We start from the raw sequence: 22,050 nt of genomic DNA on the forward strand, positions 1-22,050 counted from the left end.
ACCCGTACGCAATATTTCGCCGATACCCCCATATACGGCGGAAAACGACGCAGAGAGGGCCACATTTTGCGGTTTTTTGGCACTTTAAGCGTGACCCATGGGGCCGAGACCGTTAAGGTCCTGTAAAGATTCTGACAAGAACGCTCGGTGGGACGGGCCTAACAAAGACAGGCGGACAGCACATGACATTGAACCTCTCCATGCCCGGGCAGGAAGAACTGAAGCCACGCATCACCGTATTCGGTGTTGGCGGCGCAGGCGGTAACGCCGTGAACAACATGATCGAGCAAGAGCTGGAAGGTGTTGAATTCGTTGTTGCAAACACGGACGCGCAAGCGCTTCAACAGTCCCGCTCAGATGCGAAAATCCAGATGGGTGTTAAAGTCACCGAAGGTTTGGGTGCTGGTGCGCGGGCCACAGTGGGCGCCGCCGCAGCCGAAGAATCAATCGAACAAATCGTCGATCACCTTGCTGGCGCACATATGTGCTTCATCACGGCTGGCATGGGCGGCGGCACCGGTACTGGTGCGGCCCCGATCATCGCACAAGCGGCCCGTGAACTTGGCGTTTTGACTGTCGGCGTTGTAACCAAGCCGTTCCAGTTTGAAGGCGGCAAGCGCATGAAGCAGGCCGATGACGGCATCGAAGCGCTTCAGAAGGTCGTCGACACACTGATCATTATTCCAAACCAGAACCTGTTCCGTTTGGCGAATGAAAACACAACCTTCACCGAAGCCTTCAGCCTTGCAGACGACGTTCTGTATCAAGGCGTTAAGGGCGTGACAGACCTTATGGTTCGTCCCGGTTTGATCAACCTCGACTTTGCTGACGTTCGCGCCGTCATGGACGAAATGGGCAAAGCCATGATGGGCACAGGCGAGGCCGAAGGCCAGGATCGTGCTGTTCAGGCGGCAGAAAAAGCCATCGCAAACCCATTGCTGGACGAAATCAGCTTGGAAGGCGCACGCGGCGTTCTGATCAACATCACAGGTGGCTACGACCTGACGTTGTTCGAACTCGACGAAGCGGCCAACAAAATCCGCGAAAAGGTCGACCCGGAAGCAAACATCATCGTCGGTTCCACGCTGGACACTGGCATGGAAGGCAAAATGCGCGTGTCTGTTGTGGCCACAGGTATTGATGCGGTTGCTAAGACCAATGATATGCCAGTTCCGCGCCGCCCAATGGCAGCGCCACTGACACAGCAAGTTGCAGCTGAAATTCAGCAAGAAGCGCCAGCACCTGCACCCGCAGAAGTTGCCGCTGTTGCAGAAGTCGAAGCCGCACCGGAGCCATCTTTGTTTGACGGCGCACGTGCCGCAGAACCGACATTCGACGCACCAGCCGCTGCTGCTGCCGCCGAATCCGATCTGCCACCAGCGGCGTATCAGCCACGCGCCGAGCCCGAGATTGAAGCGCCAACAGATGCATTTGTTGCACCCCAGCGCCCAGCCGTTGGAACGCCAAGCCAAGAGACGCTTGACCGTTTGCGCACCGCAGCATCGCGCAGTGCGGCCCCTGCAGCACCCGCCGCTGAGCCGATGGAAAGCGAAGAAGCCGCCAAGCCGCGCATGGGCGGATTGAATTCCCTTATCAGCCGCATGACAGGTCAGCCGGACGGCCAAGCCAAAGAACGCCCGCAGCCACCTGTTGCGACTCTGCGTGAAGAGGCAGCACCCGCGTCCGAGGCAGATGCAGACCAAGAGCGGATCGAAATCCCCGCTTTCTTGCGCCGCCAAGCCAACTAATTTCACGCTGAAATTGGTCTGACGTAGGGTCACAATTTATGGGAAGGGGCTGCTTTAGGGCAGCCCTTTTTCGTTTAATAACATGATCTTGCCGCACTGCAGCGAAGGGACTGGCAGTTTTGCGCCCGTTTATGACAGACATGTTTCAGACCGTTGCAAACTGTGTGTTGAGGGTTTGCCCTGCACCTCTTAGGTCTTTCTCAACGAATTTGAGGAACTGACCAGTGCAAACGACTCTCGACACCACTGTAGCATTTGAAGGCAAGGGCTTGCACCTTGGCGAAGATGTGTCTGTCGTTGTGCGTCCGGCACCTGCCGACACGGGCATCGTGTTTCGCCGCATGGATGTTGCTGCTGCCGTTGCTGATGTGCCTGCGTTATGGCACCGCGTTATTGTGTCCCCGTTGAACACCCGGATCGAAAACGCGGCCGGAACCTCGGTGTCTACGATTGAACATATTATGGCGGCGCTCGCAGGGTGTGGTCTGCACAACGCACTGATCGAAGTGACGGGGCCGGAAGTTCCAATCCTTGACGGGTCGGCGGCCCAATTTGTCGAAGGTTTCCTGCGCGCAGGTATTCGCCGTTTGTCCACGCCCTTGCGCGTGATCGAAGTGCGCAAGCCCGTGTCGGTGACAGTTGGCGGCGCGACTGCGCGTCTTGATCCTGCAAACACATTGCACATCCGCTTCGAGATTGATTTTGAAGATCGTGCAATCGGTCGTCAGCAAAAGACATTAAACATGTCCAACGGCGCGTTCGTGCGTGAACTTTGCAACAGCCGTACATTCTGCCGCAGCTCTGACGTGGATGCGATGCGCGCCCAGGGCCTCGCCCTTGGTGGAACGCTGGAAAATGCAGTTGTTGTTGACGGTGCAGAAATCCTGAGCCCCGGTGGTTTGCGCCATAAAGACGAGGCCGTGCGCCATAAGATGTTGGACGCATTGGGTGATTTGTACACAGCCGGCGCGCCGATCCTTGGCCGTTACACCGGTTCCAAGGCAGGGCACGCTGTGACCAACGCACTGCTTTGCGCGCTGTTCGAAGACCCTGATGCATGGGGTTGGCGCGATGTTGACAGCGATATCGCGGCGCGCCTTCCCGGTGTGGGTCTGCGCTGGTCTGACCTGCCCGTAGCAGCCTAAACAATTCCGTTCCATCAATCGTGAACCGAACTGTGCAAAAGGCGTTTTGCACCCTAAATTTCTGTGCTAGACCAATGTTAATCGAATAGTTTTCGGACAATAAACGTGAGCGGGAGCGCCTAAATGTCGGGCCGCAGCAGGATTACAAAACTTAAGGCCGGTCTGGCCACAAGTGCCGTGGCGCTTGTGCTTTTGTCGGGGTGTAATACCTTTGACAGCAGGGCCGCCGGGGCGTTGGACGCCTATTCAGCACAAGAAATCTTTGAGCGTGGGGAATATGAGCTCGAAACAGGTCAAGCCGATGATGCGGCTTTCTATTTCGGCGAAATCGAACGGCTGTACCCCTATTCCGAATGGGCCAAACGCGCGCTGATCATGCAGGCGTTTTCCTATCATCGCGATCAGGACTACCCCAATTCCCGCGCCGCTGCGCAGCGCTATATTGATTTCTACCCCGTCGATGAAGATGCGGCTTATGCCCAGTATTTGCTCGCCTTGTCCTATTATGACCAGATAGACGAAGTGGGCCGCGACCAGGGTCTGACATTCCAAGCGCTTCAAGCGTTGCGGGTGGTGATTGAACGCTATCCTGATAGTGAATACGCGCGGTCTTCCGTGCTGAAATTTGACCTCGCCTTTGATCACCTGGCGGCGAAGGAAATGGAAATCGGGCGCTATTACCTCAAGCGCGATCATTTTGCGGCGTCGATTAATCGCTTTCGCATCGTGGTTGAGGATTTCCAAACCACATCGCACACCCCCGAAGCCCTGCATCGTTTGGTTGAGGCGTACTTGTCCCTTGGCTTGATTGAAGAGGCACAGACTGCGGGTGCGATCCTTGGGTATAACTACCAATCGACGGAATGGTACGAAGACAGCTTTGCTTTGCTGACGGGGCAGGGGCTTGAGCCGCGATCCCTCGGTGATAACTGGTTGTCAGCCATTTACCGCCAGATGGTACGCGGCGAATGGCTCTAGGCTAGGCATGCTTCGCAGCCTTGATATCCGAGACATGTTGATCATCGACCGGCTGGAACTCGGGTTCCAACCGGGCCTAAACGTGCTGACAGGTGAAACCGGCGCGGGTAAGTCTATCTTGTTGGATTCACTTGGTTTTGTTTTGGGCTGGCGCGGGCGTGCTGAATTGGTCCGGCAAGGCGCTGATCAGGGTGAGGTGATTGCAGAGTTTGATTTGGCCGAAGATCACGGCGCGTGGGACGTGCTGCGTGAAGCCGGATTCACCTATGATGACGCGCTCATTTTGCGCCGCATCAACAGCCGCGACGGGCGTAAAACCGCATGGATCAATGATCGCCGTGTCAGTGGTGAAATCCTGCGTGCGGTGTCTGAAACCCTTGTTGAACTTCATGGGCAACATGATGATCGCGGACTGCTGAACCCGAATGGGCACCGCGTTCTGGTCGATGATTTTGGCGGGCTGTCTGCAAAGCAAAGCAAAGTGCGCAGCGCATGGAAAGATCTGAGCGCGGCCAAGAAAGCATTGAAAATCGCGATTGCGCGCGTCGCCGAACTGCAAGCCGAAGAAGAATTTCTGCGTCATTCTGTGGCGGAGCTGGATGCGCTATCGCCCACCGCTGGTGAAGATGCCGAATTGGATAAATCACGTCGCAAAATGCAAGCGTCCGAGAAGATAGGCGAAGATATTTCCAAGGCCTATCAGGCACTTGGCCTCAACGGTGCCGAAGGAAATCTAAGCGATGCTGCGCGGTGGCTGTCTGACGCCGCGGACCAGGCAGAGGGCACGCTGGACGCGCCTTTGGCCGCCCTCGATCGTGCCATGGCGGAGCTGAGTGATGCACAAGCCGGGGTCGAAGCCTGCGTTGATACGCTGGCGTTTAACCCCCACGAGCTTGAACATGTCGAAGAACGCCTGTTCGCCATTCGCGGTCTTGCGCGCAAACACAATATCCTCGCGGATGAACTGGGCCCGTTTGCCGATGGTTTGCGCGAACGCCTTGGCGCACTGGATCGTGGCGCGTCTGATTTGGCAGATTTGAATGCGGATCTCGCGCTTGCGCAAAAAACATATGATGAAGTGGCGGGCGCGCTCAGCGATGCGCGGCGTGCGGCGGCTGGTAAGCTGGATAAGGCGATGGCCAAAGAACTTGCGCCCCTAAAGATGGAACGCGCTGTATTTCAAACAGAAATTACACTGGCAGAGGCTGGACCCGAAGGTATCGATACGGTTGCTTTCACCGTTGCGACAAATCCTGGTGCGCCGGCTGGGCCCATTGGCAAAATTGCGTCGGGGGGTGAACTCAGCCGCTTTTTGCTTGCGCTTAAGGTCTGCCTTACGGGAACGGATTCGGGGCTCACCCTGATATTTGATGAGATTGACCGCGGCGTCGGCGGTGCGACAGCTGATGCGGTGGGGCGGCGTTTGTCGCAGCTTGCCCGCGGTGGGCAGGTCTTGGTGGTGACACATAGCCCGCAAGTCGCGGCCCTTGGTGACCATCATTGGCGTGTTGAAAAACGCCAAACCAAAGATGCCACACTGTCGACTGTGATCGGTTTGTCGGATGTTGACCGCATTGATGAGATTGCGAGGATGATCAGCGGGGACCGGATCACCGATGAAGCCCGCGCGGCAGCCAAAACACTGTTAACTGCCTAGTCGAGTTAAGATTGGGTATGTGCAAATTCGGACATCCAAAGACGTTCCAGATCATGATTTTTGTTGGAAAAAGACAAGGCTAGTCCAGGAATATTCAACGCTCGATACCTGTCGCTGCGCTAGAACGCTGATACCGTCTGGCTTATCCGTTCACCTGTACCACCTTGCCGGGATTCAGGATGTTGTGCGGATCAAGGGCGCGTTTGATTTGCCCCATCACGTCCCACCCTGCGCCGTGTTCAGATGACATATACCCGAGTTTCCCCATTCCCACACCATGTTCGCCAGTGATCGTGCCACCCATGGATAGGGCGCGCTGCGCCATGCGTTCGGACAATTCTTTGGCGATACGTTTTTCGTCGGCACTGTTCGGGTCGATCAACAGGATCGCGTGAAAGTTGCCGTCCCCCACATGGCCTAGGATCGGGGCCGGAAGGCCCGATGCCTCAATATCATCTTGGGTATCACGCACCGCCTGCGCGAGGTTCGAGATCGGCACGCAAACATCCGTCACAATCGCGCTCGACCCCGGGCGTGATGCAAGGATGGCCCAATAGGCGTGATGACGCATCTGCCAAAGGCGCGTGCGGTCTTCGGCGTTGGTCGCCCAATCAAACGCGGACCCGCCACTGTCATGTGCGATTTCGCCGAACCGTTCTGCCTGTTCCGCAACGCCGGTTTGCGATCCATGAAATTCCACCATCAGATGCGGGGTTTCGGGAAAGTCGGCCTTTGAATGGGCATTCACGGCCGCAACAGACGCCGCATCAAGAAATTCGATCCGCGCCATGGGAATGCCCATCGCGATCGTGCTTGTCACAGCTTCGACCGCCGCATCGATTGTGTCGAACGCACAGGTGGCGGCGGCGATGCCTTCTGGTTGGCCTTGCAGTTTCAAGGTCAGTTCGGTGATCAGCCCCAATGTGCCTTCGGACCCGACCAAGAGCGCCGTGAGGTCATAGCCCGCGCTGGATTTGCGCGCACCGGTTCCTGTGCGCACGATCCGCCCGTCCGCCATCACAACTTCAAGCCCGATGACGTTGTCGCGCATGGTGCCGTACCGTACCGCAGTTGTGCCACTTGCCCGCGTCGATGCCATGCCGCCAATGGATGCATTGGCCCCCGGATCCACGGGAAAGAACAGGCCAGTGGCGCGCAATTCTTGATTCAACGCTTCGCGGGTGATGCCCGGACCGACGCGAACGGTCATGTCTTCGTCGTTGATCTTAACGACGTTCGCCATGTCGCGAAAATCCATGGCGATGCCACCTTGAATGGCCAATGTGTGCCCTTCCAATGACGTGCCCGCACCGTACCCGATGATAGGGCAGCGGTGCTGGGAACAGATTTTTACGATGTCGCTGACGTCTTGGGCAGAACGCGGATATACCACGCCGTCTGGTGGGATTACGTCAAAGTGGGTTTCTGACTGGCCGTGGGCCAACAAATCGGACTTGGACACAGACAAACGATCGCCTAACAGTGGTGTGAGTGCGCGTAGCGCGGCGTCGATTGACATGATCAAGGCTCCGTTGAATTGATGCTAGGTTAGGGCAGACGCGCGGTAGGGGAAAGACATGGCGGAGCCGCAAAAATCGCTGATCGGGAAAGGGGTTGATGACGCCCTTTGTGCCTGTCGCGATACGTGGGCGGTGATCCGCAATCGTGGCCCGTCCCAAGTGCAGTTCTGGTTTATTGCCCTGATCGTCGGCATCATGGCCAGTTTTGCCGCCATTGGCTTTCGCTTCGGAATTGAGACGTTTCAGGCGTGGCTGTACCAGACAGAAGATATCGCCCATTTGCGATCAGACGCCGCGCGGCTGGATTGGTGGTGGATTCTTCTTATCCCGATGGCAGGTGGTTTGGTTGTTGGATTGATTTTGCATCGCTTTACCGATGACGGGCGTGTGCGCTCTGTCGCTGACGTCATCGAAGGTGCGGCCCTTTATGATGGTCGGGTTGAACGGCGCAAAGGCGCGGCATCGGCATTGGCGTCGTTCATTACGCTTTCGACAGGCGGATCCACAGGGCGAGAGGGGCCAGTCGTGCACCTCGCCTCGATCATTTCAACATGGGTGTGCCGTTTGATGCGCGCCGATGGGATTACGGGGCGCGATTTGTTGGGCTGCGCGGTGGCTGCCGCGGTCTCTGCCAGCTTTAACGCGCCGATTGCCGGGGCTTTGTTCGCGCTTGAGGTCGTGTTGCGCCATTTTGCCGTGCACGCCTTTGCCCCGATTGTCATCGCGTCCGTGGCGGGCACCGTGATCAACCGCCTTGTCTACGGCGATGTGACCGAGTTTTTGATTCCGAACCAGAATGTGCTCGCGTTTTATGTGGAACTGCCAGCGTTCCTGATCCTTGGATTGGTGTGTGGTTTGGTCGCTGTCGTCTTAATGCGCGCGATCTTTTGGGCGGATGACATCGGCACAAAAATTCAGGGCCGCATCGGATTGCCGCGTTACCTGCGGCCCATGGTGGCGGGAACGCTGCTGGGCGCTTTGGCGATCTATTACCCCCATATCATTGGTGTTGGCTATGAAACCACGTCGGATGCGTTGACGGGCCGTCTGCTTATGCATGAAGCGGTGGTGTTCGTCTTTATCAAGATCATCGCGGTTGCCATCACCATGGCCGGGCGCATGGGCGGCGGCGTGTTTTCACCGTCTCTTATGGTCGGGGCGCTGACGGGATTGGCATTTGGCATCGTCGCCACGGGCATCTTTCCCGATGTGTCGGGGGAGGGCACGCTATACGCCTTGGCAGGCATGGGTGCTGTCACCGCCGCAGTCCTTGGCGCGCCGATTTCGACAACTCTGATTGTGTTCGAACTTACGGGGGACTGGCAGACAGGTATTGCGGTGATGGTGTCTGTATCGCTGTCCTCTGCGCTGGCGTCACGCCTAGTGGATCGCAGCTTTTTCCTGACGCAACTTGAACGGCGCGATGTGCATCTGGCCGCCGGACCGCAGGCCTATTTGTTGGGCACCTTCAAAGTGGCAAGCGTCATGCGCGGTGTGGATCACCCCCGCGCCGCGGATGCGGAGGCCTGTGCAGCCCTGATCCTTGAGGGCACATATGTGTTTGAGGACAAGACCTTAGACCAAGCCATGCCAATCCTTGAAGCCACAGGATCAAACTTCATTCCTGTCGTCGCGCCCGCGATGGGCGATGGCCCACCGGAATTGCGCGGCGCGCTGTTCCAGATTGATGCATTGCGCGCATTCAATCGCGCATTGGCCGCAACCGCTGCTGAGGAACACAGCTAATCACCCGCATATACGGCCCACGATTAAAGTTGTTCAACCGCGACTTTGGATGTGTAGAACGCCATATATTCGGAGATCTGTGCGACACTGTCCTTCGGGTCTTCATAAGACCACGCCGCATCGGCAAAAGTACCGCTTTTGGCTTCCAGATTGTAGTGGGTCGCGACGCCCTTGTGCGGACAGGTTGATTGCGTTTCGGACGTGTCAAAGAACGCCATTGATATATCACCGCGTGGGAAATAGATCACCGCCGGATAATCACCTTCGCTGAGTTCAAGCGCATTGCTGCTTTCGCCCAAAACGGCACCTGCCGCGCGCACGACCCATGTACCGGATGCCGGCCGAATTTTGATATGATCTGACATTATTTTCTTTCCCCCAAAGGCGATTTTCCAGTGATCCCCATGATCAAGGAACAGTCCAAACACTGGTTTGACACAGTGAATTATACGATTGGATGACTAGAGTGGTGCACAGGCTTTGGTAAGCCAATCGAGTGCAGCGCCATCCACAAGCGGACCGATTTTTTCCAGCGTATCAGAGTGGTAGCGATCAATCCATGCACGTTCGCTGCCTGACAGCAGCGTCACATCAATTAGCTGACGATCAAAAGGAACAAACGTTAGCGTCTCAAAATCCATCATCGGTCGGTCGTCCCCCCCCGCCACGGTGTCCGCGTCTTTGACGGTGATCAGGTTTTCAATGCGGATACCAAAGGCACCTTCGCGGTAATACCCGGGTTCGTTTGACAGGATCATGCCCACCTCAAGCGGCGTTGCAGCCTTGCGCGAAATACCCTGAGGGCCCTCGTGGACTGATAAATAAGACCCGACGCCGTGACCCGTTCCGTGATCATAATCCTGACCCGCCAACCACAACGGATAGCGCGCCAAAGCATCTAAATCAGATCCACGCACGCCGGATGGAAACCGCACACGGCTAATGGCGGTCATCCCTTGCAGCACGCGAGTATAGCAGGATTTTTCATCCTTACCGACATCACCGACGGCAATCGTGCGGGTGATATCCGTGGTCCCGTCAAGGTATTGCCCCCCCGAATCCACCAGCAACAATTCACCCAGTTTTACAGGCCGGTTCGTGTCCTCGTTCACGCGATAATGGACGATGGCCCCGTTTGGCCCCGCACCGCTGATGGTTTCAAACGAAATATCGTGCAAGGCATTGGTGTCGCGCCGGAACCTTTCAAGTTGTGTGACCACATCAATTTCGCACAGCCCGCCTGTCGGCGCTTCAACGTCCAGCCACGCCAAAAACCGCACCATGGCCGCGCCGTCCCGCAAATGGGCCGCGCGGCTGCCTTCAATCTCAACCGAATTCTTGCGGGCTTTGGGGAGGATGCAGGGGTCCTCGGCCTCGGCAATCGTAAATGTCGGATCTTGTGCCGCGCGGGTTTCAAGCATGGACAAGACCGCCCGCGGTGTCGTGGCGGGATCAATTTGTAACGCGCTGTCGGCCATCCTGGAAAGAAGCACATCAAGGTCATCAAAGCTGTGCACATCAACCTGATCCCCGAAATGGGCACGCACCTGATCATCAATTGGTGCGTCGGTCAAAAGCTGTACGCGCCCCGTGTCATCCAGAATGGCAAAGGCATGCACGACCGGATTGCGCGGAATATCTGTGCCGCGAATATTCAACAGCCAACAGATTGAATCTGGCAGGGCAATGAACGCACGATTTATCCCGTTCTTTTTCAAATCAGCGCCAAGTCGGCTGCACTTGTCCAAAAATCTTTCGCCTGCCACCGTGTCGGGATGCACACGGATTGGGTTTTTCGGCGGGGCAGGACGATCCTCCCAGATTATGTCCACCAGATTTTCAATCGGCCGCAATTCTATGAGCGACCCTTCAAGCGATTTGGTCAGTTCCCGAATTTGCGCCACCGTGTGGAGCCACGGATCATAACCGACAACGCTGCGTTCGGATAGGTGGTCCCGCACCCAATCGCCCAGCTGGACCTCTGGCCAGTGAACCGGCGTGAACACCTCGGCAATTTGGCTTTGGACCTGCACACGGTAACGCCCGTCGATAAATACGCCTGCAATGTCGGGTAGAATACAGGCGAACCCGGCTGAACCAGTGAACCCCGTCAGCCATGCCAATCGATCATCGCTTGGGGCGACATATTCCCCCTGAAACCGATCTGCACGTGGCACGATAAAACCATCAACAGCGCCCCTTTGCATTTCTACACGCAATGCGGCTAATCGTGCTGGCCCCGTTTCCGGTGATGACGTCACTTCAAAGGTTTGAAACATGCGCGTCCTCGTTTCTTTGGTTCTTAAATATCCGCTCTTAGGGGGCCGCAGTGACTAATATCAGCCAGCTTTGCGCATCCCCAAAACCCGCGCCCGTTTGCGTGGATCGGAATCAAACAGCGATGCCAATTGCTCCGTCATGGCACCGGCCAATTGTTCCACATCCGTAATCGTCACGGCCTTGTCGTAATAGCGCGTCACGTCGTGGCCGATACCAATGGCGATCAATTCAACGGCTTTGCGTTTTTCGACCATGGCGATCACGTCGCGCAAGTGCTTTTCAAGATAGTTGGCGGGATTCACCGACAACGTGGAATCGTCCACAGGCGCGCCATCTGAGATTACCATCAGAACTTTACGCGCTTCGGGGCGGGCGGCCATGCGGCGGTGCGCCCATTCCAGCGCCTCGCCGTCGATATTTTCCTTGAGAAGGCCTTCTTTCATCATCAGCCCAAGGTTGTCGCGGCTGCGGCGCCACGGCGCGTCGGCGCGTTTGTAAATGATGTGGCGTAGATCATTCAGGCGGCCTGGCTGTTGCGGGCGGCCCTCGGCCAACCAGCCTTCGCGCGACAGCCCACCTTTCCAGGCTTTCGTCGTAAAGCCCAGAATTTCAACCTTCACGGAACAGCGTTCCAAGGTGCGGGCCAGCACGTCAGCACAGATCGCGGCAATCGAAATCGGGCGTCCGCGCATAGAACCGGAGTTGTCCAGCAGCAGCGTCACGCAGGTGTCGCGAAATTCGGTGTCTTGCTCTACCTTGAAACTCAGCGGGGTTGTCGGGTTTGCGACAACGCGCGCCAAGCGGCCTGCATCCAAAATACCTTCTTCCTGATCAAACGACCAAGACCGGTTTTGTTGCGCCTGAAGGCGGCGCTGCAATTTGTTCGCCAGTCGCGACACAGCGCCTTTAAGTGGTTCAAGCTGCTGATCCAGATAGGCGCGCAGGCGTTCAAGTTCGGCCGGTTCGGCCAAATCTTCGGCGCCAATTTCTTCGTCATGGTCTGTTGTATAAACGATGTAATTCGGGTCCGCGTCTGAAACAGGCTGGGGGGCGGGGGGCTCCATCGGGGCCTCACCCTCGGGCATGTCGGCTTCTTCGGCCATCTCGGATTCCGCGGAATCGTCCATGCTGACCTGTGCTTCGGCGGCGTCTTGCTGTTCCTCTTGGGACTGCTCGGGCGTGCCTTCGGTTTCGTCCTCATCGCCGTCGTCTTGGCCCGTGGATTCCGGTTCGTTCTCTTCCTCGTCGCCCGCGTTCGCCTCTTCGTCCTGATCGCCCATGTCGTCAGGATCGTCGCCCAACTGGTCGCCGTAGCCCATATCCTGAATGATCTGGCGGGCGAATTTGGCGAACGCCGCTTGATCCTCAAGCGTGTCTTGCAGGTTTTCGAGCGTGCCGCCGCAATTGTCCTCAATAAACCCGCGCCACAGATCCATCACGTTCGCCGCCCCGCGCGGCATATCGCGCCCGGTGGCAAGGTGACGGATCAGGTATCCAGCAGCGGTGGCCAGCGGGGCCTCACTCGCTTCGCGAACTTGATCATAGCCCTTGCGGATCGCCTCATTGCCGATCTTGGCGTCGATATTGCCCGCGGTTCCCGGCATATGGCGCGCGCCCACAGCCTCAACCCGCGCGTTTTCCATAGCGGTATAAAGGTCCTGCGCCATTTGGCCTTGCGGCATATATTTAGCGGACACTTTGGCATCGTGATACTTGTGACGCAGCGCAAAGGCATCGGCCGTGCCGCGTGCGATCAATACTTCTTCGCGGGTCATGCGGCGTGACACCTGCGGCAGGCGCACCGTTTCCGCAGTCGCACCGGGGGGGTCCACGGTGAACGTCACCGACAATTCAGGATCATCCGCCATGACCTTCGTGGCCTCGGCTAGAGCCTTTTTGAACGGATCAGCAGGGTTGTCGGTTGGTTTGTTCATTTCTGGTGGTCCAAGATGTTCATCTCATTTCCATTTCGAACCCAAGTTCAATAGCTCGGTCTGGGCTAACCATCCATGTCTCGGGATTATCGGCACGTGGGTGCAATTTGCAAGTGATTGGGTTGCTGCATAGCATACTCGCTAGCGGCACAATAAAAGCGAAGAAAAACACGCAAATCAATAAAATTGCTCCGCCCCACGACCAAACCCCTTTCGGCCATTCATCGTTCGCGCTGAAGTACAAATTCCACCATTTGAGTAAGAAAAATAGGAAGGCAGCGCAAACCCAAGACAAAAGAAACGCTGGGAACCCTGTCGTGAAAATCGTTCCAGATTTGCCGCTTATCGTAATCCAAACGCCATCAAAAAAAAATTCCAATTAGCTTACCAATCTAAAATGCGTCGGGACTTAACTATCCCAAGCTCAAGCTCGCTGCACTTTCCGGCAGTTCCTCATCAAAACACCGCTGGTAGAACTCGGCCACGGTTTGGCGTTCAAGCTCGTCACATTTATTGAGGAAACTCAGGCGGAAGGCGTAGCCGACGTCTTGGAAAATTCGCGCGTTTTCGGCCCATGCGATGACGGTGCGCGGGGACATGACGGTCGACAGATCGCCGTTCATGAACGCGGTGCGGGTCAGGTCGGCGACGGTCACCATCTGGCTGACGGTCTTGCGACCATGTTCTGTGTTAAACGTCGGCGCCTTGGACAACACGATCTGCGTTTCCGCGTCATGGCTCAGGTAGTTCAACGTCGCAACCAAGGACCAGCGGTCCATCTGCGCTTGGTTGATCTGCTGGGTGCCGTGATACAGGCCCGTCGTGTCGCCAAGACCAACAGTGTTGGCCGTCGCGAACAGGCGGAAATTCGGGTTCGGTTCGATGATCGTGTTCTGATCCATCAATGTCAGCTTACCGTCGGTTTCCAGTACGCGCTGGATCACGAACATCACGTCGGCACGGCCAGCGTCGTATTCATCAAACACGATGGCGACAGGGTTGCGCAGGGCCCACGGAAGGATACCCTCGTGGAATTCTGTCACCTGTACACCGTCACGCAGTTTGATGGCGTCTTTACCGATCAGATCGATCCGGGAGATGTGAGAATCAAGGTTCACACGCACGGTCGGCCAGTTCAGACGCGCACCGACCTGTTCGATGTGCGTTGATTTACCTGTGCCGTGATAGCCTTGCACCATCACGCGGCGGTTGTAGCCAAAACCAGCCAAAATCGCCATCGTTGTGTCAGGATCGAACTTATAGGTCGGGTCGATTTCAGGCACACGATCGGACGTACCCGGTGCGAACCCTTTGACCTTCATGTCAGTGTCGATGCCAAACACGTCGCGGACCGAAATCTCTTCGGTTGGTTTCATCATCGGGTCAAGATTTCCGTCGGCCATATGCGTGGGTGCCTTTGCGTTGATTTTTCAAGTTACAAGCTGTGCTTTGGATGCAATATAACGCGGGCCTTCGCAAGGGGAAGCCGGGGCCTTGGCGATGCTTGTGTTCAATCGGTGGAATGGTCATTGTTACATGCAGGCGAGGGGCAATTCCGGTAATGACGACACGCGAAGACATCGAAGACATGATCCAGCGGGTGGCGCTGCATGATCGCGCTGCGTTCGAAGCCCTTTATTCTGCGACTTCTGCGAAACTTTTTGGGATTATCCTGCGTGTCTTAAAAGACCGCGCCGCATCAGAGGATGTCTTGCAGGAGGTTTATTTGCGGTTGTGGCAGGGCGGCGCTGAAACATTTTCAAGCGGCAAGGCCAGCCCGATCAGTTGGCTTGCGACGATTGCGCGCAACCGTGCGATTGACAGATTGCGCCGCATCAAACCGAGCCGCCAGCTAGACGACGTGCCGGAGATGGTTGAACCCGGACCGGGACCAGAGGCATCGGCGGTGGCCAGTTCTGAACGGGCGCGCATTGATGCCTGTCTGGACGAACTGAACCCCAATAGGGCCGCTGCCGTGCGCGGTGCCTATCTGGATGGTGACACATATGCCGATCTTGCGGGGCGTTTCGATGTGCCGCTGAACACCATGAGAACCTGGCTGCGCCGCAGCCTGATGAGCCTGAAAGACTGCATGACCCGATGAGCGATGACATGGACATTCCAGAGGACGACTTTTCGCGCGACGATATGCTCGCCGCGGAGTTGAGCCTTGGGCTGTTGTCGGGTGAAGATTTGGTTCAGGCCGAACGCCGCGCGCGGATTGACCGTGTCTTTGGTGATTTGGTCGAAGATTGGGACATGCGATTTGCCCAGATGAGCGATGATATTGCCCCAGTGACGCCGCCAAAGGGCCTTTTGCGCAAAATTACCAATGAAGCCTATCCCGACAGTCCCAAACGTCTGTGGCAACAGCTGGGTATTTTGCCCGCGTTTCTGGGGGCGGGGGCCGCTGCCCTTGTTTTGTTTGCCACGCTTCAGATCGGCATTCTGATGCAAGCCAATGCACCCACCTTTGAGGCACAGATCGCAGCAGAAGACGAAAGCATCATCGTCGCCGCAGCCTTTGTTGAGGATAGCGGTGTCTTGTCGGTTGAATGGCGCGTTGGGGACCGCGTTGAAGGGCGCGACGTCGAACTTTGGCTGATCGCCGACGGGAATGCACCTGTATCGCTGGGCGTGTTGAACAAAGGCACCAAATTCACCGAATTTGCGATTTCGCAGGACATGCGCCGATTGCTTGCAGGGGGCGTGATGGCTGTGTCCGATGAACCACTGGGCGGATCGCCAACAGGTGCGCCGACGGGAACGATCCTTGCGGTGGGTCAGATAACAGCTGGTTAAGCGGCCTCACGACAGGTCGCAGTTTGGTCACAACTGCGTGCATCCTGTGAATATGCGTCCCGTTTGGGCGGCGCCGTCCCTATACAGTGTCAAAGACTTTTCAGGAGACTATGATGAACCGCCGCATTTTTTCACTGTCAGCACTCGCCGCACCATTCGCGGCCGCGTTTGGCACATCCAGCGTAACCGCCGCCGAAGGCCCGTTTGAGGTCACGCGCACGGAGGCAGAATGGCGCGCCATGCTGACCAACACGCAGTTTCGTGTGATGCGCCAAGAAGGCACAGAAAGGGCAGGGTCGTCGCCATTGGATAAGAATTATGCAGACGGTATCTATCACTGTCGTGGCTGCGATCAGGCGCTTTATTCCTCAGACGCGAAATATGACAGCCGCACGGGTTGGCCATCGTTCTTTGATGTGCTCCCCGATGCGATTGAAACAAAGGCCGATAACCGATTGTTCATGGCGCGCACAGAATGCCACTGTGATCGCTGCGGCAGCCACCTCGGGCATATTTTTAGCGATGGTCCTGCGCCCACTGGCCAGCGCCATTGCCTGAACGGCGTGTCTTTGGTGTTCCGCCCCGCCTAAGCAAACCCTGCACAACTGCTGTGCGGGGAAACGTGGCATGCAAGATATCCCTTCCTTCAAATAACGAGGGAAGACAGGGTCTTATGCAGGATTACACACGAAACGATGTTGCCACCGCGATCTCGCTTGTTGGGACATTGACCGCGATTGCACTAGCGCTGTCGCTGGGTCCGAAAGAACTAAGTGATTTTGGGCTAAACGGGTTTTGGCTGGTGTTTATAAGTGAGCCAAGTGCTTGGATTGCTGGCAAATTATGCGGTTCGATGTTTGGTCACCAAGGTCTTGGTGGATGGGTCTTGGCCGCGATTGGCGCGCTTTTGTCGACCGTCGCTGGTGCAATGATCGCGGGCACATTCGTTTTTCCGGGTTTGGGCACGATGTTTGCACCGCTGATCCTGTTCGCTGTCGGAGTTGAGGAGCCTATGATCTGGATTACCTGGCTTATCTGTATGACAGGGCTTCAGATTATCCTTTTGAAATCAGTAGATAATGCAGTTGACGCCGATTAACTGTTCCTGCGTGCGAAACAGTCCATTTCGTCATTGTGCATCCGATGCCATATGCTTGCCCCAAATGGTCGCCATACGGTCCGTCTAAACTTCGGAGGCTGTATGCGCCAACCCTTGCGCAAATTCAGGAAACTAACAGAAGGCGAACGTGCACGCGCGTTGGCCTTTATTCTGGTCGGTATTTGTAGTGCCGGACTGGGGTATCTGGCTGTCCTGCATCTTGATCGCGGCGCTTTGTTCGCCGGGTTAAGCTGGTATCAAACCTGGATTGTAGTTGCATCCGGCCTTGGCGGTCTTGTGTCGCTGTTCTTGGCGGGTGATCGCATGGGACAATCGGGTGCAGTTGGTGCGCTGCGGGGTGCCGCAGGCGCGATCTGGGTCACGTTTATCGGGGCATTGATTGGTGGCACACTTGCCCTGCCGTTTTATGGCACGATGTTTGGGCCGTTCATCGTCACGGTCACCCTGTTTGGCGCGCCTTTGCTTGCAATGTTGTGGGCGTTTAACCTGTTTGGCGTGCACATGCTGTTGGGCATCTATCAACGCGAACGAGATTCGATTTTCACCCCGTCACGCATGACATTGCCTGATCACCCCGAATCCCTGCGCCCCCGTTTTCAAGGGCGCATGGGCTAATTCATGTGCGGAAATGGCGGCTGGATTTGATCTGATCCCACGCCCAAACGACCTCGCCCAATTGTTCTTCTTGGGATCGGTCCCCACCATTCATGTCGGGGTGCAAAACCTTGATGAGTTTCTTGTAGGCTTTGCGTATTTCCGCCTTGGACCAGTGATCCTTGGCCTCCAGAATATCGATGGCTTTGCGTTCCGTCGCAGGCAACTTACGGGTTGATCCGGTGATTGATTTGCCTGGGTTCTGTGTCGCGTTCTGGCCCAGCACCTGATGCGGATCATCTACGCCAAGACGGGCCCACGCGCGTTGTTCGTCCGACTTTTTGAAGGCTGTTGTTTCACGTTCCCACACGCGATCCTTGGACTGCTGGGCGTTGATTTCGGCCTCGGTCGTGCCGTCAAAGAAATTCCAGCCCAGATTGTATTCGCGCACGTGGTCTTTGCAGAACCAGTAAAAGTCATCCAACACATCGGGATTCTTGGGCGCACGGTATTTGCCGGCTTCCTGACAACCGGGTTTTTCGCACACACGGTTTGATGTTTCGGATTCGCCCGACATGCCACGACGACCGCGCGGATTCTTCTTCTTGCTGGCCGAAACCGACATATTAAAACCGAATGGATCATCTTTGGTCATGGCATTACCTTTCCTGCGCGGACGATAGAGCATAGACCTTCCGTCGAGAGATTGAAGGGGCAGGAGACAAAATAATGAGCTTGGAAGACGAAATTCGCGCATCCTTAGAAGCGACATTTGCGCCCACCACCTTGGTGGTGATCAACGAAAGCCATTTACACGCAGGTCACGCCGGTGATGACGGGTCTGGCGAAAGCCATTGGCGCGTAGAAATCAGCGCCCCCTCGCTAGAAGGAAAGTCACGCATGGCCAAACATCGTGCGGTTCACAGCGCCCTTGGTACAGGCATCATAGGCCGAATCCACGCGCTGACCTTGCAGATCACCTGAACGCTATTCGGCAGGGATGTTGTTATCTGTGTCGCCCGTGTCCTTGCCGGCTTTGTTGGCGGCACGGTTGTTCCACGGAAACGCAAACGGCGCCTTGAGGGTGGCTGACACGCGGTCTTGTGCAGCAACCTGTTCGGGGTCTTGCGGTGACTCGGCCACGGCCCCCTCAGTCGATGCAGCGATGTCTTCGACGGGCGCGTCTTCTACCTGTGGTTCTTCGATAGGTTCCGGTTCATCCAAAACCTCTGACTGGTCTTCGATCAATGCGGCGACTTCGGCGGTATCTTCGACGGGCGCATTCAAGACGCGGCGAAAGACCAGCATGTTTTGAAAGGACGTGGATTTGCCCGTCAGGCCTTGGCGTTCTTCGACGGGCAGGGTGTCTGTGCGCTGGTATTCCCAGCCCTCAGCGCCGAGGTCATTCATCACTGTTTGCAGTGCATTGGCAAAGCGTGCGGGCGTCCCTTTGACGCCTTTTGCCTTAAGCCCGCGGATGGGTGCTGGCACCACTTTGTATTCAAAACCTGTCATAATAACCCTCATCTGCCCTATAGCTTTCTATCAAGAAAGCCCCGCAACGCAAAGACATCATTGGATTTTTCAGGTTTGCACCAGTGGTAGTAGGGGCGGTGCGCGCCGCCCCAATATTTACTTCAATTTCTGGCTTACCAGCTTATTAACCGCCGCAGGATTTGCTTTGCCACCCGTCGCCTTCATCACCTGACCCACGAACCAGCCCGCAAGTTTTGGGTTCTCTTTGGCTTTGGCAACCTGATCGGGGTTGGCGGCAATGATCTCGTCCACAGCCGCCTCAATGGCGCCAGTGTCTGTAACTTGCTCCATGCCTTCGGTCTTCACGATTTCTGTCGGATCGCGGTCCTGCGTGTAGGCGATTTCAAACACGTCCTTGGCGATCTTGCCGCTGATCTTGTCTGATTTGATAAGCGCGACGATCTGCGCCAATCGGGCAGCAGAAATCGGGCTATCGGTAATGTCCTTGTCGTCCTTCTTAAGACGGCCGAACAGTTCATTGATGACCCAATTCGCCGCGAGCTTGCCGTCGCCGCCCTCGGCCACAGCCTCGAAAAATGCGGCGTTGGCAACGTCTGCTGTCAGCACTGACGCGTCATAGTCAGACAGTCCGAAATCTGAAACGAACCGCGCCTTTTTGGCGTCCGGCAACTCGGGAAGGGACGCGGCAATGTCGTCGACCCACGCCTGTTCGATTTCCAATGGCAGCAGATCAGGATCAGGGAAATAGCGGTAATCATGCGCTTCTTCTTTGGACCGCATAGACCGTGTTTCGTCTTTGTCGGGGTCATACAGGCGTGTTTCCTGAACGATCTCACCGCCGTCTTCGATGATGGCGATCTGGCGGCGGGCCTCATGGTCGATTGCCGCCTGAATGAACCGCATAGAGTTCATGTTCTTAATTTCGCAACGCGTGCCGAGAACACCGAAATCGCCAGTTTCCTGAAACTTCTCGTAGTCACCGGGGCGGCAGACAGACACGTTCACATCCGCACGCAGGTTGCCGTTTTGCATGTTGCCGTCGCAGGTGCCCAAGTACCGCATGATCTGGCGCAACTTACCCACATAGGCGGCGGCTTCTTCCGGGCCGCGAATGTCGGGAAAGCTGACGATTTCCATCAGCGCGACGCCTGTGCGGTTCAAATCCACGAACGACATCGTCGGGTCCATGTCATGGATGGATTTACCGGCGTCCTGTTCAAGGTGGATGCGTTCAATGCGCACATTGCGCGCTGTGCCTTCAAACGGGCCGGGGCCCATTTCAACCAGCACTTCGCCGGTGCCCACGATCGGGTGGTACAGTTGTGAAATCTGGTAGCCTTGGGGCAGATCAGGGTAAAAATAGTTCTTGCGGTCAAACGCGGACATCAAATTGATTTCCGCCTTCAGGCCAAGGCCAGTTTTCACCGCAAAGGCGACGCATTCTTCGTTGATGACGGGCAACATGCCGGGCATGCCCGCGTCCACAAAGGCGACGTTGCTGTTGGGTTCGGCACCAAATTCAGTCGATGCACCGGAAAACAGTTTGGCTTTGGTGGCGACCTGCGCGTGGACTTCAAGCCCGATCACAAGCTCCCAATCGCCGGTCACACCGGAAATCGTTTTCACTTTTGGGCTGTCATAGGAAAGGTCCAGCATGTCGTACTCCGCTATCGTGTTCGTGGCCTGAATAGACCTGCGCGCGCGGGGCTTCAAGCACGTGCATTGGGGTTGGTGCACCTTGGGGCGCAATATCTTGTGGGGCTGGGTGAAAAACCGCCCGTAACGCGCCGGAAATGCGCGATTTTCTTGCCGAATCTGATTGCCCGCGCCATGGTCGTGCTCATGTTTGCTATTCGGGCTCTCCTGGGGGGGATCCTTGCTATTGCATTGGGCAGTGCCGTTCTGGCGCAAGGCCCGACGACGCAGACCCGTCCCCTCAGCCGCATTGATGCGGAAACCATACGTGCCGAGGCGGCGCGCATGGCACTTGCGGCTGCGCGCCCGACCGTGCGGCCAGTTCACATGGTGCGCTATCCGGTGGTGCTGTCGCAAAACCCGACGATGCGCCCCGTGATGCGCACGAATTACATCCCTGATACCCGCTGGGATTTCCAACGCGGATCCGACAGTTGGACCCGTGCGGCACTGGCGGCCTTGCGCGCCCACGGCAGCGACATGCAGGATACCGTGCCGCGTGACATCGCCAATTGGTGCCCGGCATACGAAGAAAACCCGCCGCATTTGCGCCGCGCGTTCTGGGTCGGCATGATGAGCGCGCTGGCCAAGCACGAAAGCACCTATCGCCCGACTGCCGTGGGCGGTGGCAATCTGTGGTTCGGACTTTTGCAAATTTATCCTGACACTGCGCGCAGATACGGGTGTCGCGCCACCACCGGCGAGGCGCTGAAAGACCCCGAAGATAATCTGAGTTGTGCCGTTCGTATCATGAATGTGACGGTGCCGCGCGACAACGCCATTGCGGTGCGCGACAGCCGCTGGCGTGGTGTGGCCGCTGACTGGGGCCCGATGACGAACCGAGCCAAAATCGCTGAAATGTCGGCTTGGACGCGGCGGCAGGACTATTGCGTCGCCCGCAATTCGATCCGCCCGCAGGCCCGCCCAACAGTTCAGGCAACGCTATCGACGATGAACGACGGCTAGATCGGCGAAAAGGGGTGGCGCTGTGACGCGATGCCTGCATCTTTCAGCGCGGCCTCAAATGCATCAACGGGCGGTGCAATATCGGGGGGCAGGCGCGTTGTCGCCCCGCCAACATGAACCAGCGTCGCCTTGAACGTCCCGTCAAACCGGCGGTTTAAGCGGACATGATCAACATCCGTGCGATCCCCCTGACCCAGCGTAGAGGACCAGACAATCCGGTTCGGCCAGACTTCAATCGTGTTGCGCGGATCGCGAATAATATCCCACAGGGCAGGCAGGGTGAAAGCCGCAAGAAACAGCGCGATCCAGGTCGCCATGTCCAACCCCGCCCAAAGCGCGAACAACCCGGCCCAGATCATCAAAACGGC

General features: G+C 56.8%; 21 protein-coding genes. 12 read left to right on the forward strand and 9 right to left on the reverse strand.

Annotated elements, in window-relative coordinates; genetic code table 11:
* Positions 1-182: 182 nt before the first annotated feature.
* From ftsZ to recN, 4 genes are all read left to right on the forward strand, one after another.
* The gene (ftsZ, locus tag L0664_RS04020) at positions 183-1,748 is read left to right on the forward strand and encodes a cell division protein FtsZ (protein ID WP_235224334.1); all 1,566 of its coding nucleotides are present in this window, start codon (positions 183-185) and stop codon (positions 1,746-1,748) included.
* Between the two features lie 224 nt (positions 1,749-1,972).
* Positions 1,973-2,893, forward strand: coding sequence for a UDP-3-O-acyl-N-acetylglucosamine deacetylase (gene lpxC / locus L0664_RS04025; protein ID WP_235224335.1), 921 nt, complete (start codon positions 1,973-1,975; stop codon positions 2,891-2,893).
* 123 nt (positions 2,894-3,016) lie between these two features.
* On the forward strand, positions 3,017-3,871 hold the full coding sequence (locus L0664_RS04030; protein WP_235224336.1) for an outer membrane protein assembly factor BamD: 855 nt from the start codon (positions 3,017-3,019) through the stop codon (positions 3,869-3,871).
* 7 nt (positions 3,872-3,878) lie between these two features.
* A complete protein-coding gene (gene recN / locus L0664_RS04035; RefSeq protein ID WP_235224337.1) occupies positions 3,879-5,528 on the forward strand; it encodes a DNA repair protein RecN in 1,650 nt (549 codons plus the stop codon).
* A 142-nt stretch (positions 5,529-5,670) separates the two neighbouring features.
* On the opposite strand, the gene L0664_RS04040 is transcribed toward recN, so the two are convergent.
* The gene (locus tag L0664_RS04040; protein WP_235224338.1) at positions 5,671-7,047 is read right to left on the reverse strand and encodes an FAD-binding oxidoreductase; all 1,377 of its coding nucleotides are present in this window, start codon (positions 7,045-7,047) and stop codon (positions 5,671-5,673) included.
* A gap of 58 nt (positions 7,048-7,105) precedes the next feature.
* Here L0664_RS04040 and L0664_RS04045 point away from each other — a divergent pair, with 58 nt between their 5' ends.
* Positions 7,106-8,794 carry a chloride channel protein gene (locus tag L0664_RS04045; protein WP_235224339.1) on the forward strand — a complete coding sequence of 563 codons (1,689 nt, stop codon included), beginning with the start codon at positions 7,106-7,108 and terminating at the stop codon, positions 8,792-8,794.
* 23 nt (positions 8,795-8,817) lie between these two features.
* Here the strand turns inward: L0664_RS04045 and L0664_RS04050 are convergent, their stop codons facing one another.
* The 4 genes from L0664_RS04050 to cobS all read right to left on the reverse strand — a co-directional run bounded on the left by L0664_RS04050 (position 8,818) and on the right by cobS (position 14,411).
* Entirely contained in the window at positions 8,818-9,159 is a 342-nt protein-coding gene (locus tag L0664_RS04050) for a DUF427 domain-containing protein (protein ID WP_235224340.1), read from the reverse strand.
* A 96-nt stretch (positions 9,160-9,255) separates the two neighbouring features.
* Positions 9,256-11,073, reverse strand: coding sequence for an aminopeptidase P family protein (locus tag L0664_RS04055; RefSeq protein WP_235224341.1), 1,818 nt, complete (start codon positions 11,071-11,073; stop codon positions 9,256-9,258).
* Between the two features lie 60 nt (positions 11,074-11,133).
* Complete coding sequence (gene cobT / locus L0664_RS04060) at positions 11,134-13,008, reverse strand: cobaltochelatase subunit CobT (protein ID WP_235224342.1); 1,875 nt, start codon at positions 13,006-13,008, stop codon at positions 11,134-11,136.
* A gap of 413 nt (positions 13,009-13,421) precedes the next feature.
* Positions 13,422-14,411, reverse strand: coding sequence for a cobaltochelatase subunit CobS (gene cobS / locus L0664_RS04065; protein ID WP_235224343.1), 990 nt, complete (start codon positions 14,409-14,411; stop codon positions 13,422-13,424).
* A gap of 158 nt (positions 14,412-14,569) precedes the next feature.
* On the opposite strand from cobS, the gene L0664_RS04070 reads away from it, so the two are divergent.
* From L0664_RS04070 to L0664_RS04090, 5 genes are all read left to right on the forward strand, one after another.
* On the forward strand, positions 14,570-15,112 hold the full coding sequence (locus L0664_RS04070) for a sigma-70 family RNA polymerase sigma factor (protein WP_235224344.1): 543 nt from the start codon (positions 14,570-14,572) through the stop codon (positions 15,110-15,112).
* Positions 15,109-15,810: an anti-sigma factor gene (locus L0664_RS04075; protein ID WP_235224345.1), complete on the forward strand. Its 702-nt coding sequence runs from the start codon at positions 15,109-15,111 to the stop codon at positions 15,808-15,810. Before L0664_RS04070 ends, L0664_RS04075 begins: the two co-directional genes overlap by 4 nt.
* Positions 15,811-15,923: 113 nt before the next feature.
* Positions 15,924-16,400 carry a peptide-methionine (R)-S-oxide reductase MsrB gene (gene msrB, locus L0664_RS04080; protein WP_235224346.1) on the forward strand — a complete coding sequence of 159 codons (477 nt, stop codon included), beginning with the start codon at positions 15,924-15,926 and terminating at the stop codon, positions 16,398-16,400.
* Between the two features lie 83 nt (positions 16,401-16,483).
* The gene (locus L0664_RS04085) at positions 16,484-16,909 is read left to right on the forward strand and encodes a hypothetical protein (RefSeq protein WP_235224347.1); all 426 of its coding nucleotides are present in this window, start codon (positions 16,484-16,486) and stop codon (positions 16,907-16,909) included.
* 102 nt (positions 16,910-17,011) lie between these two features.
* A complete protein-coding gene (locus L0664_RS04090; RefSeq protein ID WP_235224348.1) occupies positions 17,012-17,545 on the forward strand; it encodes a hypothetical protein in 534 nt (177 codons plus the stop codon).
* A 1-nt stretch (position 17,546) separates the two neighbouring features.
* On the opposite strand, the gene L0664_RS04095 is transcribed toward L0664_RS04090, so the two are convergent.
* A complete protein-coding gene (locus L0664_RS04095) occupies positions 17,547-18,179 on the reverse strand; it encodes a DnaJ domain-containing protein (RefSeq protein ID WP_235224349.1) in 633 nt (210 codons plus the stop codon).
* 74 nt (positions 18,180-18,253) lie between these two features.
* Between L0664_RS04095 and L0664_RS04100 the strand changes: the two genes are divergently transcribed.
* Positions 18,254-18,508, forward strand: a complete 255-nt coding sequence (locus tag L0664_RS04100) for a BolA family protein (protein ID WP_235224350.1) — start codon at positions 18,254-18,256, stop codon at positions 18,506-18,508.
* 3 nt (positions 18,509-18,511) lie between these two features.
* On the opposite strand, the gene L0664_RS04105 is transcribed toward L0664_RS04100, so the two are convergent.
* Together L0664_RS04105 and gatB are read right to left on the reverse strand one after the other, a co-directional pair.
* Positions 18,512-19,039, reverse strand: coding sequence for a DUF4177 domain-containing protein (locus L0664_RS04105; protein ID WP_235224351.1), 528 nt, complete (start codon positions 19,037-19,039; stop codon positions 18,512-18,514).
* 117 nt (positions 19,040-19,156) lie between these two features.
* The gene (gene gatB / locus L0664_RS04110) at positions 19,157-20,677 is read right to left on the reverse strand and encodes an Asp-tRNA(Asn)/Glu-tRNA(Gln) amidotransferase subunit GatB (RefSeq protein ID WP_235224352.1); all 1,521 of its coding nucleotides are present in this window, start codon (positions 20,675-20,677) and stop codon (positions 19,157-19,159) included.
* Between the two features lie 186 nt (positions 20,678-20,863).
* Between gatB and L0664_RS04115 the strand changes: the two genes are divergently transcribed.
* Positions 20,864-21,682 (forward strand): transglycosylase SLT domain-containing protein, encoded by an 819-nt coding sequence (locus tag L0664_RS04115; protein WP_235224353.1) that lies wholly within the window; start codon positions 20,864-20,866, stop codon positions 21,680-21,682.
* On the opposite strand, the gene L0664_RS04120 is transcribed toward L0664_RS04115, so the two are convergent.
* Positions 21,679-22,041, reverse strand: a complete 363-nt coding sequence (locus L0664_RS04120; protein WP_235224354.1) for a hypothetical protein — start codon at positions 22,039-22,041, stop codon at positions 21,679-21,681. The genes L0664_RS04115 and L0664_RS04120 overlap by 4 nt on opposite strands.
* Between the last annotated feature and the right edge of the window lie 9 nt (positions 22,042-22,050).

This window comes from Octadecabacter dasysiphoniae (assembly GCF_021532615.1).
GTDB lineage: Bacteria > Pseudomonadota > Alphaproteobacteria > Rhodobacterales > Rhodobacteraceae > Octadecabacter > Octadecabacter dasysiphoniae.